Origin of the sequence: Streptomyces sp. NPDC014727, assembly GCF_043083485.1 — a bacterium.
GTDB lineage: Bacteria > Actinomycetota > Actinomycetes > Streptomycetales > Streptomycetaceae > Streptomyces.
The window spans coordinates 12,494-25,345 of record NZ_JBIBYR010000030.1 but is presented as its reverse complement, the minus strand read 5'-3'; the positions used below and the strand labels follow the sequence as shown (position 1 = coordinate 25,345).

The window sequence follows — 12,852 nt, the reverse complement described above, 5'->3', positions numbered from 1 at the left end:
ACCAGTCCCAGGCCGCAGCAGCGGCGGCTCGCGACGGCCCCGCAGGCCGCGGCCTCGGCCCGAATGCCGGTCCCCGTCCGCGCCTGTGCGGGGACGCTCCGCCCGGCGACGCCATGTGACGCGGCGAGGGGCCGACCTCCGTTTGACAGAGCTCACGGCGACGGCATAGTTACTTAAAGTGTCTGATTCGTCACTTTTTGTGATCGATGGTGATCGTGCCATCGCTATACGAATCTGCCGCCGCCCTCCACTCCACGCGAGGAGCCCCACCGTGACCACGACCCCCACCCGTCCCACCGCCGTCCCGTCCATCGAGCAGCTGCCCCAGCCGGAGCTGCGTGGGTCCACCGACATCCAGGGCAACATCCTGGCCGCGTTCAACAAGGACTTCATGGACTTCCGCTACCTGCGCTTCCCGGACGCCGCCAAGGGCCGCGGCTGGCTCTCCGCGATCCTCAACACCGTCGCGACAACCAACGAGACGGAAGACTTCAATGAGCAGTTCTCGCTGGCCCGCCGGGCCTTCGGCCGCGACCCGTCGATCACCACCGTCCGCTGCGGGGTCTCCCTCACCTTCGAGGGCCTCGTGACGATCGCCAACAAGCCCGATCAGATCAAGAAGGACCTCAGCGCCTTCACGTCGTTCTGCGCGGGCGCGGCCGCACGGGCCAAGGACCTCGGGGACACCGGCGAGAGCGACCCCAAGAGCTGGTTGTTCGGGACCGGTACCGGCGACAAGGTTGTGCACGCGGTCCTCATCGTCGCCGCAGACACCGAGGCGCTGCTGAAGGAGAAGCTGAAGAACCTCGACACGGTCGAGCAGACCCACCAGATCACGCGCGTCCACGTGGACGAGGGCCGCACCCTGAAGGGCGATCTGAAGGGTCACGAGCACTTCGGCTACAAGGACGGCATCTCCCAGCCCGGCGTCAAGGACTTCCACCGCGAGGACGCCGACCGCAAGGGCTTCCGCGACAACCACGCCGGGACCGAGCTGATCGAACCCGGCGAGTTCGTCTTCGGCTACAAGAGCGAACAGGGCGACCGGAAGGCGCCGGTGTGGATGAAGAACGGCTCCCTCCAAGTGGTGCGCCGCCTTCGCCAGGACGTCGCCGGCTGGAACAAGGCCGTGGTGGACGGCATCGAGAACTTCACCGGGAACATGGACGCCAACCGGCTCGGTGCCTGTCTGGTCGGCCGGGCCAAGGACGGCACACCGCTTGCCCCGCCGTGCAGCGCCGTGACCGGCCTCGGCTCGGACCGGAACGATTTCGACTACGCGAACGACCCCATCGGCCAGGACACCCCCTGGGCCGCGCACATCCGCCGCACCCATCCGCGCGTCTTCGCCGGCATCGTCGACAAGAAGCCGAAGAGCCACCGTCTGATGCGCCGCGGCATCCCGTACGGTCCTGAGTTCAAGGGCGGCCCGGACGACGGCAAGGACCGCGGGCTGATGTTCGTCTGTTACGGCACCTCGCTGGAAGAGCAGTTCGAACTGGTCCAGCAGCACTGGTCCAACGACGACACGTTCCCCCCTGGGGAAAGCCGGCCCGATCAGGTGGTCGCCAACGGCTTCGACAAGGTCACCGGCCTCGCCGGCAAGGCCTCGATCGAGCTCGCGGACGGGACCTCCGGCACGGTCGACATGAAGCGCTTCGTCCGCACCACGGGCGCGCTCTACACCTTCACCCCCTCGATCAGCACGCTGCGGCTGCTCGCCGAGGGCAAGGACCTCTCCAACAAGTCGGTCGGCTCCTGAGCGGCGAGGAGAAGCCATGAACGAGAGCCCCACCGTCGAGGGCGCGGCCAACGACCGAGCCCGCCGGCAGACCTGCTGGCAGCTGGCCCGCGAACTGCTGCTGGTCGGTCCGGACGACAAAGACCTGAAGCTGCGCTACCTCGACCTCCTGATCAAGGAGGGCATCCCGGAGACCGACGAGCCCAAGGACGTGCTGATCGTCGGCGCCGGGATCGCCGGTCTGGTTGCCGGGAAGCTGCTCAAGGACGCCGGGCACAACGTCACCATCCTGGAGGCCAACGCCAACCGGGTCGGCGGGCGGATCAAGACCTTCCGCCCCACCGACGACGAGCAGGACGGACCGTTCTACGACCCGGAGCAGTACGGGGAGGCCGGAGCGATGCGGCTGCCCAGCTTCCACCCGCTCACCCTGGCCCTGGTCGACAGCCTCGGCCTGAAACGGCAGCTGTTCTACAACGTCGACGTCGATCCCGACACCGGCAACCAGAACACGCCCGTCCCGCCGGTGGTCTACGAGTCCTTCGAGGACGGCAAGGTCTGGAAGTACGGCGAGGACAGCCCGGACTTCCGCGAGCCGGTCAAGCGCTTCCACAGCTGGATCCGCACCAACCGGATCCAGGCCCGCCGCAGCGAGTACGCCGCCGACCCGAGCAGCGTCAACGAGGGCTTCCACCTCACCGGCGACGAGGTGCGGATCACCGCCGGCGAGATGGTCAACCAGGCGCTGGAGCCGGTCCGCGACTACTACTCGTACATCGAGAACGGCAAGCGGGTGCGCAAGCCGTTCGCCGAGTGGCTGGACGGCTGGGCCCGGGTGATCCGCGACTTCGACGGCTACTCGATGGGCCGCTTCCTGCGCGAGTACGCGGGCTTCAGCGACGAGGCCATCGAGGCGATCGGCACGATCGAGAACATGACCTCGCGGCTGCACCTGTCCTTCTTCCACACCTTCCTGGGCCGCAGCGACATCAACCCGGACGCCACTTACTGGGAGATCCAGGGCGGCAGTTGGCAGCTGCCCTATGCCCTCGCCGAGGAGCTCCGGGACGAGCTCGAAATGGGCGAGCGGATGATCCGGATGGAGTACTGGGACCCGCGCCGCGACGGCGGGGCCGGCCAGGACGTCGGACCGAACGGGCCCCAGGTCGCCGTCCACACCGTGCCCGAGGGCGACCCAGAGGCCGAACCCACGGTCTGGAGGGGTGACTTCGCGATCGTCACCGTGCCGTTCTCCGCGCTGCGGTTCGTCCAGGTCTCGCCCCCGTACTCGTACAAGAAGCGCCGGGCGATCACCGAGACACACTACGACCAGGCCACCAAAGTGCTGCTGGAGTTCTCCCGCCGGTGGTGGGAGTTCACCGAGGCGGACTGGAAGGACGAGCTCGACTCCATCGAACCCGGCCTGTACGAGTACTACCAGCAGGCCGGCGAGGAGGACGCCGAGGCGGCCGCGGCGGTTGCTTCGGCCGAGCACAACGGGCACCGGCCGCCGCCCAATCTACCGAGGGTGCTGCTCGGCGCCCACCGGAGCGTGGACTCCAGCCGGATCAGCCAGGAGCAGTTCGAGATCTTCCGGCACACCCCGCTGCGCCGGGCGAGCGTGCGCCCCGCCACCAACTGCTTCGGCGGCGGTTCGACCACCGACAACCCGAACCGCTTCATGTACTACCCCTCGCACCCGGTGCCCGACAGCGACGGCGGCGGCGTGGTGCTGGCCAGCTACAGCTGGTCGGATGACGCGGTGCGCTGGGACTCGATGGCCGACGCCGAGCGGTACGTGTACGCGCTGCGCAACCTCCAGTCGGTGCACGGCCGAAGGATCGAGGTGTTCTACACCGGCTACGGCCAGACCCAGAGCTGGCTGCGCGACCCGTACGCCTTCGGCGAGGCGGCGGTGTACACCCCGCACCAGATGACCAGCTTCCACCTCGACGTGGTCAAGCCGGAGGGCCCGGTGCACTTCGCCGGCGAGCACGTCTCGCTCAAGCACGCCTGGATCGAGGGCGCGGTGGAGACCGCCGTCCGCGCGGCGATCGCCGTGCACGAGGCACCCACGCCACCGCCCCGAGCCAAACCGGAGATCCGGCCCGAGGCATGGGCCGGCCGCGCACGCAGAACGGAGATGATGAGCAGATGAACGGCAACGACGAATGGACGGTGGGCCGTTACCTGGCCACCAGACTGGAACAACTGGGGATCCGGTACCTGTTCGGGGTGCCGGGAGACCACCTCGGCCCGTTCCTGACGATCATGCACGCCACCACCGGGGTCCGCTGGGTCGGCACCCCGACCGAGATCGGCGGCGGCTACGCCGCCGACGCCTACGCCCGGGTGCGGGCCGCCGACGCCGACCTCGCCAAGGGCGAGCAGGGCGTCGCCGCCGTCGCGGTCACCTACGGCGTGGGCGCGTTCAGCCTGCTCAACCCGATCGGCGGCGCGTACGTCGAGTACGTGCCGGTGATCGCGATCAACGCGGCGCCGTCGTACGAGCAGTGGCTCAACTACCAGGCGGTCGGTCTGCTCACCTCGCACATGAGCCAGCGCCGGGAGAGCAATCTGGAGGTCTACCGGCAGGTCACGGTGGACGCGCAGGTGATCTCCAACCCCGGGCTCGCGCCCTCGCAGATCGACAGCGCGATCACTGCCGGCCTGACCGAGCGCAGGCCGGTCTACCTGGAGGTGATGGACGACCTCTGGAACGCCCCGTGCGCCCCGCCCCAGGGCGAACTCCGTGGCCAGGAAAGGCCGTTCACCAAGAAGAACGAGGAGATGCTCGCCAAGGCGGTGGAAGCCTCGGTGAAGCTGGTCGAACGGCTCGGCACGCCGGTGCTGTGGGCGGGCGAGGAGATCGAGCGCAACCGGCTGGAGCGGGAGCTGGTCTCGCTGGTGCAGCTGACCGGCATCCCGTTCTGCACCACCGTCGGCGCGAAGTCCGTGGTCTCCGAGAACACCCCGGGCTTCACGGGCGTCTACAACGGCAAGGCGAGCCTGCCGGAGGTGCGCGAGGCCTTCAAGGCCGCCGGGTGCCGGATCGGCCTGGGCACCTGGTCGACGTCGAAGAACCTCGGCGGCGAGAAGTCGATCGGCGACGACTGGATCGTGGCCGCCCACGAGGGCGTCAGCGTCGGCACACAGTACTTCCCGGACGTCCAGCTGGCGCGGTTCGTCCCGGCACTGCGGGACGCGCTGGGTGCCGCTTTCGGCAAGCGGGCGTTCGAGACCGACCTCTTCGCGCTGGCACATGCCAAGGACCGGCAGGTCCCGGCGAGCACGATCGCCTTCCTGACCGGCCTGAGCAGCACGGACTACCCCGAGGAGCTCACGTACGACGGGTTCTTCCAGCACATGAACGCCTTCCTGCTGAGCCAGGCGCAGGGCGACGGCCCGGAGGCCACCTCGCCGTTCACGGTGGTCTCGGATGCAGCGTACGCACTTCTGGGCTCGATGAATCTACGGATGGCGGAGCGGGCGAGCTTCGTGGCGCAGAACAGCTGGCTGTCCATCGGCTACTCGGTCGGCGCGGCCACCGGGGTGGCGCTGGCCCGCCAGCAGCCGCTCAAGCGGCCCCTGGTGTTCGTCGGGGACGGCTCGTTCCAGGAGATCTGCCAGGAGCTGTCCACGCACGTGCGCCACCACCTGCGGCCGGTGGTCTTCGTCCTGGACAACGAGGGCTTCTACGGCATCGAGCAGATGCTGATCAGCCCCTGCTACTACAAGCAGAAGCCGTCCGACGGGGCCGACTTCTACAACGTGCTGCACCCGTGGCAGTACGAGAAGCTGGCGGAAGTCTTCGGCTCGGAGAAGGACCGGATGCACGGGCGGGAGCTCACCACCCACACCGAGCTGGAGTCACTGCTGCTCGACATCGCCGATCCGGGCAACGACATCAACCACGCCCCGATCCTGGCCCGTGTCCGGCTCAGCCGGCACGACTACCCGCGGGCACTCCAGTACAAGATCGACGAGAAGTGCAAGTAACCGCCGTGCGGCGCACCGGCCCCGGTCCAAGGACCGGGGCCGGTGCGCGCTGCGCCGTGCTCAGCGAACTGATGGTCCGCACCCCTGGCGCAAGACCGGCACCGCCCGTCGGCTCCACGACGAACTGCTCGCGGCCCGGCCCTCCACGGGAAGCGGCGGGCCTGGGCCAGGCGCAGATCGCAACAGCGCTGGCCGCACGCCGGGAAGCAGTGGGGAACCGGGAGGCCGGGCGGACCGAGCCCCGGCAGCCGAAGCACGCCGCATACGCCCGGCTACTGGAAGGCCTCGCCGCGCGCTTCCCCGCACCGGACGCCGACGCGTCGTTCGGGCAGTGGATCCGTGGGCAGCCACCCGTTCCGTCAGCGCAGCCGTGAAAGCACCCAGCCGTCCCCACCGGCCTCCGCGGCGGAAGGGGCCGGTGAGGTCGTGGTCATTGCTCCGCCCTGGCGAGGGTGCCCGCGATGAGGGTCGCCAGCATCTCCTCCAAGGTGATGGTGAAGTCCATGCGCAGGGCGGCGAGTGAGGGTTCGGCTGCATAGGCGGCGAGCATGGCGGCGGACGGCCGGGCATGGGTCCATACCGCGCCGCTCACCATGACGGCCTGAGCGCAGAGCTGGTCGGCGCGGCCGCCGAGTTCGGGGAGGTGCCGGCGGGCGAGTGCGGCCAGAGCGGCGACGTTGTCGAGGGCCAAGCGCCGGCAGAGGCAGGCCGCCGCCTCGGGCGGGATCACGGTGGAGAGAGACCCGGGCCCGGTTCGGCTACACCGCACCGGTCGGCACGACCGACGACGGACGGTTCCGGCGACTCACCGTGCACCTCCGCCCGGAGTACGCACAGCGCCTGTTCGACGCCCGCGACGCGGCAGCGACCAGCAGATGCGTGGAATCATCGCCGAAGGGTTTAAAGAAGTGTATTTCCAGGACGGCGGCGGTCGCGCTATGGGGCTGTCGGACGTGGAAATCAACGACATTGATTACCTCGATCTGGATTACTAACTAAGGGCTGTCCCGTAATCCCTGGCGGGCGCGCGACGACAGCTACGGCACCTCGCCGCGTTGTCGGAACGTCCGCATACATCCAGTATGCGGACGTCCCTCCGCCTTGCGATGCACCGCATCTGACGCCGCGCGCTGATCCACCACGGATTACGGGACAGCCCTTAGGAGCGAAAAGCGTGACCACCGAATTTCCGCTGAGCCGAAGCACGGTAGCTGTCACCAAGGCAGGCTGTCTGTCACCAGGACTTCCGGGCAGGGCGGGCGGGACTGGAAGCTGTGCCCGAACCCGTGATCTGTAACGTTCTGCAGCAGTGGACCGGTCGGTAGAGCGCTGTCCCGTAGTGCGGCTCCTCGGCAGTCACTTGAGACTCATCAGATGCTCGCTTCCGCAACCCACTTCGTTGACCCGGCGTCCAACTCCATGACGGACGGCTGCCGATCACTCGGGAGAGCACGTGACGAAGAAGGATCAGAGGACGGATGCGGCGAGGGAGAAGGACCGCGAAAAGTGGATGGCGCGTTTCCAGGTGCGGCTGGCCATGCAGCCGGGCGTGGACCGGGCAGTCGTGCTCCAGGCGGTCAAGGATGTCACGGCCCACTGCGCGGATACGGGAGAGCACCCGCGGACTGCCTTCGGCGACCCGGACGCCTACGCCGTGCAGGCCGCCGCGCGGCTGGTGCCGGCAGACCGGGCGGCGCGCGCGAGGCAGCACAACGCCGTGGTGGACGCGCTCGACTCCGTGCTCAAGAGGGCCGGGGACGTCGCCGGGCTGTGACCGGTTGAAGCGCCCGTCATGGCCTGGCGCACGGGTTCTGACACAGCCTCTGTCCGCCGGGCTGCTGGGCAGCTCAGGCGATTGGCGGAGCGCCGGAGCCGGTGAGATCTTGCGTTGCGCGCTGCTGGTGACAGACAGCGCGCCGCCTCGCTGACAACCATCGTGCTTCGCCCGGTCGAAGCCGCAGGTCAGCCGGTGCCGCAGGTGACACCTATCGTGCTTCGGCTCATTCGCCCATCGACCCCGACAAGAGCCCGCTGACCGCCGTGGACGAAGAGGCCGTGCGCCTGGCCGACGTTCTGGAGGACCACCCGGGCACCAGCGACGTCAGCGACTCCGGCGCCCAGGGCGACATCGTCTTCGCCGCGGCCGGGGGCACCTGGGTGCTTGACTTCGGCGCCGCCGCGCCCGCACTGAGTGCGCCGCCGGGACCGTCGACACTCCCGAGCGGTCCGGCCCGGGTCCCCGAGCCCTGCCACCAACTTCGCTCAGCCACCTTGGAAGAACTTTCGACGTTTCTTGAATCCTGAGCTCACAGCGGATCCAGGTGACGCTGGCGATTGCCGCGTTGGCCTACGGCGATGCCGACCTGTCGGCGTTCGAGCTGGACTTCGTCGAGGTCGGTGAGCCTCTTTAGCGGGTGTCTCCTGCGGTGAGGGAGTGTCGGTCTGTGGGATCCGGGCTTTTGAGTCGAGCCTCACACGCACCCTCACCGGCCTCGTCCGGTGACTTGTGTCACGGGAACCGGTGTTCCTGCTCGGACAAGGCATGACGTGAACCATCCACACTCCCGGCTGCGGGCCGGGAATCCCGAAGCGTTCCGCGACCTGTTCCGGGACCACTCCTCCCTGGTGTACCGCCACGCCGTGCGCGTGACCGGGAACTGGGCCCTGGCCGAGGACGTGGTCTCGCTGACCTTCTTGGAGGCCTGGCGCCTGCGCGGGAAGCTCCGCGACGAGGGCGACAGCCCGCGCCCCTGGCTGATGGGCATCGCCGTGAACGTGCTGCGCAATACGACGCGCGCCGCCCGCCGCCACAGCGCGGCCATGTCCCGTGTGCCCGCCGCCGATGTGGTCCCCGACTTCGCGGACGAACTCGTCGGCCGCATGGTCGACTCCGAGGAACTCGCGGCCGCTCGCAAGGCCCTGGCGCGCCTGCGGCGCTCGGAACGCGAGGTCTTCGCGTTGTGCGTCTGGTCCGGGCTCGCCTACGCCGAAGCGGCAACCACCCTCGGCGTGCCCGTCGGCACCGTGCGCTCGCGCCTGTCCCGCGCACGCACCCGACTGCGCAAACTCGCGGACGAGGAACTGCGCGCCGCGAAGAAGAACACGGAACCCCTCCCGATCCCCGGACAAACACAGGGCAGCCGCGACACCGCGGCCCGGCCACACAAGGAGACGCACCGATGATCCGCAACCCGCGGCGGCGCAACGAACCGCTCGACCACGCGGAACTGGCCCGCCTCCTGCCCGCGCCGGCCGACCCCCGCCTGGCTGCCGACCGCCAGCACCTGCTCGAGGACCACCTGATGAACGAGATCCACCAGCCCGACCACACCCCCGCGCCCTCCCCGACACGGCGCCCGCTGCGCCGCGCCGCCCTGATCGCGACGCCGGTCGCCGCGGCCGCGGCCCTTGCCCTGGTCGTCTCATTGGGCGGCTCGCCCGACACCACGACGGTGGCGGCTCCGCGGCTGGTCAAGGCGCCCGTCGTGCAGATCGAGGAGGGGAGCACCGTCCAGCTCGCCTCGACAGTTCACGAGATCGCCGCCGCCGCGACGGCGAACGCCACGCCCCAGCCCGGACCGGGCCAGTACATCTACATCAAGAGCCGGGTCTCCTTCATGGCCTCCAGTCTCAACGCGGACACCAAGGAGTCCGCCACCTGGGTCCAGCCGCTGCACGACCGCGAGGTATGGAAGTCCCCCGACGGCACCAAGGGCTGGCTGGACGAGCCGGGCTACCAGGACAAGGGCGGCATCACACTGGACAACGACGATCCCCGCAAGCAGCAGACCTACAAGTGGCTCGCGGCCCAACCTGCCGACCCCGACGCGCTGCTGAAGTTCGCCTACTCGACGGTGAACGGCACCCGGGACCGTGACCAGCAGGCGTTCAACGAGATCGGCTCCGTCATCCGCGAGCAGCTCGTGCCCTCCGGCCTCGCCGCCGCGCTCTACGAGGCGGCCGGCAAGATCCCGGGCGTCGTGGTGGTCGAGCACGCGCAGGACGCCTCCGGCCGCGACGGGATTGCGCTGGCGCGTCTGGACCCGCAGACCGGCGAGCGGTCGGAGTGGATCTTCGACCGGGAGAGCCACCAGTACCTCGGCAGCCGCGGCGTGCAGATCCGGGAGGTCAACGGCGTCAAGCCCGGCACCGTCGTGGAGCGCACGACCATCGTCACCCGCGCGGTCGTCGACGCCAAGAACCAGCGCCCCGGGGCCGGGCAGGCCACGGCTTGACAACCCCGCACCGGCCGGGGCTGCGGCCCCGGCCGGTGCCGCTGGTGATTCATAGAGCGCGCCGTTGACGCTGGCTGATCCGGTCTGCGGACGAGGACAGGTGCCGTACCCACTCCGCCCGGCGGCCGGGCCATGTACGACCTGCGCCCCGGCGACCGGCCCGCTTCGACTGGACCGGCGACACTGCCTGACCGCCCCGGCCGACTCGCCCCTCGAGCGGCCCGGGGCACGCTGGGAGGCGTGACCAGGGCGCCGATCGTCGTGCATGGGCCCTCCCGCACGGGCGGCTGGAGAGTCACCGTGCACAGCCACGGCCGGGACGAGATCGTCGGCACCTTCTCCGATAAGAGCCTGCCGGGTGGCTGATCATGCGTGATGCGTGACGGTCGTGATCTGCCCTCCGGGCATGGCGACGGCCCCGTAATGATCACGTGGTGTGTGCCAGTGCGACAACGAATTCCCGGGACAGCCCTTAGGAGCGGGTGGCGGTCGCGCAGCTGTTGCCCGTGGCCGTCGTGCCGTTGCTCGTGTCGATCGGCTTGCTGCGGTCGTACGGATCGAGCTGGTGGGGCTCGTCGGCGGGCTGCTCGTCGGCCGTGCCGAAGGGTGGCACGAAGTAGCCGGTCGGGGCGGAGCAACCGCCGTTGGTCATGTCGAGCGCGAACGAGACGAGGGACATCGTGCCCGGTTCGGTGATGACCTCGGCCGGGTCGTCCCAGCTCATCACCACCTCGCGTCGCACGATCGTACGGACGACCTCGGCGTCCCGCCCGCCGTCGCCCGTCGGCGTGACCGGGTACACGAAGGTGACGTCCGCCGTCACCTCGACCGCCCCGCGTTTCCCCTCCCGGTACGTGAGCCGACCGCGCGTCTTGACCACGTCACCGACCAGCCGGGACTGCTCCGGCCGGAAGCGGCTGAACAACAGCAGCGGGTCGGTCTTGTCAGTGGGCGCCGTCGACGACAGAGCGCTACGGAGATACTCCTGGATGTCCTTCTGGTGCGGGTTCAGCAGCGCGATCGCCTTCGTGGGCCGCTCACCGCTCAGCACACGGGAGTTGAGCCCTGCGGCCACCAGGAAGTCCCGGCTCTGCCGCAGCGCCCGCTCGACCTCGGCAGCGGCCGCTCCGTCGGCCCAGCGGGCGGCAGGCGAACCCCGGAACGGTTCGGCGAGGGTGGGGTGCAGATCCGGCTCGGCGCCGAGAGCCTCCCGCGGGCTTTCCGACTCAGCGGCCAGCGGCGCCCCGTCGTGCTCGCCGTCGCTGCCACCGAACCAGCCGACGACCTGCTGCGGGAAGACCCCCACGACCAGGAGGGCCACGACCGCCATCAGCCCGGTCACATACCAGCCCGTCCTGCGCCGGGGCCGGGCCGGTGAGTACGTACGCCAGCCTTCCGGCTGCCCGGAGCGCCCCTGTAACCGCCGTTCCACCTCACGGGCGCGCGCCGACGGCTCCACGGGGGCCCCGGCCGCACCCGTCACCGATTCACGGAGGAACCGCTCCCCCAGCCGACAAGGTGGAAGGCACGTCGACGACATCCTCGCCCGCGGCGGCCAACTGCTGAGCAAGAGACCGACCGAGACCGCCGGCGCCTTCGACTGCGAACCGGCGCCCCGGCCACTGCGCGCACCAGTGCAGAAGCTGACCGAAGGTGAGTTCACGACGAACCGCCGCTGACCGATCTTGTGGTCTGCTGCATCGACAGCGACCGCGGTGTGCGAGGACTTGTGGGGATCGATCCCGATGAGGATCATGCACATCCTTACCTGGCGGCTGACGGGCAGAAATGTGCGGTGGGCACTCTGACTTGAAGTAGCAGTCACACACATTCACGCCTCTGTCGAGCCACACCGCGTGGGTGCCGGACGGCGGCGGCACGCTGATCATGAGCCAGCCCGCAGGGCGGCAAGACACTGGACCCGTACTTCGCAGGTGACCGTTTCAGGTTTGTGGCCAGCGGGTTTGTCCGATGTCGGTGTCGAGGAGATCGAGGAGGTGGAGTTGGACGCCGCGGTTGATCTGGACGGTTGGCGGGTTGATGACGTTGCCGATTCGCAGGGTGAGTTCGCCGAGGTGGTGGAGGATCATCCGGCCGGTGGGGCGGACGCGGCGGTTGTCCGGATAGAGGCCGGGCATGGTCTCGTCGGGGCCGAGTGCTCGTCTGACCTGCCGCTCGATGAGGCAGAAGACGAGCAAGGCCGGGCAGATGACCTGGATCGGCGCGGCGACGCGCCGGTTGTGCTGCACGAAGACCGGTGTGACCGCCAGGGGGCCTTTGAAGTCGTGGTATCGGCGTTCGACGGCGCCCTGGCCCTTGTAGTGGATCAGTACTTGGTCCGGGCCGGCCTTCTCGGGCGGGAGGCTGGTGATGAGCGCGTGCCAGCCGTCGACGGCTGCTTCGGCCTTGAGTATCTCCTGGTCGAAGTGCCAGGCCAGGCTGGGGGCGCCGTGCTCGTCGGCGGTGATCTTCCAGCGCAGGCAGGAGGTGACGCGGCGGTTTGGCCGTGATGATGCCGATCCGGGCGGTGATCGTCTCCCTCGTCCTGTAGTGCTGCCCGCCCGCCGCCGTGGTGAGTCGGTCGAGGTCTGCGGCGGCCTTGGCCAGTCGTTTGGCGCGGGCCACCTGTTGGCCGGCCGCGACGGCGGTGGAATGGATCAGGATTCGGCGCATGGTCAGCGGCGGGTCGCTCTTGCGGCGGCCGGTCAGCGTGTGGGTGTCCTCCAGGACCCGGTAGGTCTCCCGTTCCGTCTCCGGTTTCCTCTCGTCCCGCTCCGGAACCCAGTGGACGGGCGCGGCCCGCTCACGGTTCAGGGCCGCGTAGAACTCGTCCTTGATCTGCGCGGCCGGGACGGGCGCGATGAACTTCACCCCGGC

At 69.3% G+C, this 12,852-nt stretch carries 11 protein-coding genes and 1 pseudogene; 10 read left to right on the top strand and 2 right to left on the bottom strand.

Features of this window, described 5'->3' with window-relative positions:
* The first annotated feature begins 271 nt into the window (after positions 1 to 271).
* From ACF1B9_RS31820 to ACF1B9_RS31810, 3 genes are read left to right on the top strand one after another with little or no spacing between them, the layout of a single operon-like run.
* Positions 272 to 1,762 (top strand): Dyp-type peroxidase, encoded by a 1,491-nt coding sequence (locus ACF1B9_RS31820; RefSeq protein WP_391746408.1) that lies wholly within the window; start codon positions 272 to 274, stop codon positions 1,760 to 1,762.
* A gap of 16 nt (positions 1,763 to 1,778) precedes the next feature.
* Complete coding sequence (locus tag ACF1B9_RS31815; protein ID WP_391746409.1) at positions 1,779 to 3,899, top strand: flavin monoamine oxidase family protein; 2,121 nt, start codon at positions 1,779 to 1,781, stop codon at positions 3,897 to 3,899.
* Entirely contained in the window at positions 3,896 to 5,740 is a 1,845-nt protein-coding gene (locus tag ACF1B9_RS31810) for an alpha-keto acid decarboxylase family protein (RefSeq protein ID WP_391746410.1), read from the top strand. The genes ACF1B9_RS31815 and ACF1B9_RS31810 overlap by 4 nt, the downstream gene beginning before the upstream one ends.
* A gap of 430 nt (positions 5,741 to 6,170) precedes the next feature.
* Here the strand turns inward: ACF1B9_RS31810 and ACF1B9_RS31805 are convergent, their stop codons facing one another.
* A complete protein-coding gene (locus ACF1B9_RS31805; RefSeq protein ID WP_391746411.1) occupies positions 6,171 to 6,470 on the bottom strand; it encodes a hypothetical protein in 300 nt (99 codons plus the stop codon).
* On the opposite strand from ACF1B9_RS31805, the pseudogene tpg reads away from it, so the two are divergent.
* From tpg to ACF1B9_RS31775, 6 genes and pseudogenes are all read left to right on the top strand, one after another.
* Positions 6,430 to 6,735, top strand: a pseudogene (tpg, locus tag ACF1B9_RS31800) (telomere-protecting terminal protein Tpg); the annotation flags it as partial. The gene ACF1B9_RS31805 and the pseudogene tpg sit on opposite strands and share 41 nt — an antisense overlap.
* 458 nt (positions 6,736 to 7,193) lie before the next feature.
* Complete coding sequence (locus ACF1B9_RS31795; protein ID WP_391746412.1) at positions 7,194 to 7,514, top strand: hypothetical protein; 321 nt, start codon at positions 7,194 to 7,196, stop codon at positions 7,512 to 7,514.
* A 266-nt stretch (positions 7,515 to 7,780) separates the two neighbouring features.
* Positions 7,781 to 8,044 carry a hypothetical protein gene (locus tag ACF1B9_RS31790; protein WP_391746413.1) on the top strand — a complete coding sequence of 88 codons (264 nt, stop codon included), beginning with the start codon at positions 7,781 to 7,783 and terminating at the stop codon, positions 8,042 to 8,044.
* Between the two features lie 243 nt (positions 8,045 to 8,287).
* Positions 8,288 to 8,923 carry an RNA polymerase sigma factor gene (locus ACF1B9_RS31785; protein WP_391746414.1) on the top strand — a complete coding sequence of 212 codons (636 nt, stop codon included), beginning with the start codon at positions 8,288 to 8,290 and terminating at the stop codon, positions 8,921 to 8,923.
* Positions 8,920 to 9,975, top strand: coding sequence for a CU044_5270 family protein (locus ACF1B9_RS31780; RefSeq protein ID WP_391746415.1), 1,056 nt, complete (start codon positions 8,920 to 8,922; stop codon positions 9,973 to 9,975). Before ACF1B9_RS31785 ends, ACF1B9_RS31780 begins: the two co-directional genes overlap by 4 nt.
* 240 nt (positions 9,976 to 10,215) lie before the next feature.
* Complete coding sequence (locus ACF1B9_RS31775) at positions 10,216 to 10,341, top strand: hypothetical protein (protein ID WP_391746416.1); 126 nt, start codon at positions 10,216 to 10,218, stop codon at positions 10,339 to 10,341.
* Between the two features lie 106 nt (positions 10,342 to 10,447).
* On the opposite strand, the gene ACF1B9_RS31770 is transcribed toward ACF1B9_RS31775, so the two are convergent.
* Complete coding sequence (locus tag ACF1B9_RS31770; protein ID WP_391746421.1) at positions 10,448 to 11,515, bottom strand: hypothetical protein; 1,068 nt, start codon at positions 11,513 to 11,515, stop codon at positions 10,448 to 10,450.
* Between the two features lie 394 nt (positions 11,516 to 11,909).
* On the opposite strand from ACF1B9_RS31770, the gene ACF1B9_RS31765 reads away from it, so the two are divergent.
* Positions 11,910 to 12,485: a hypothetical protein gene (locus ACF1B9_RS31765; RefSeq protein ID WP_391746417.1), complete on the top strand. Its 576-nt coding sequence runs from the start codon at positions 11,910 to 11,912 to the stop codon at positions 12,483 to 12,485.
* Positions 12,486 to 12,852: the final 367 nt, after the last annotated feature.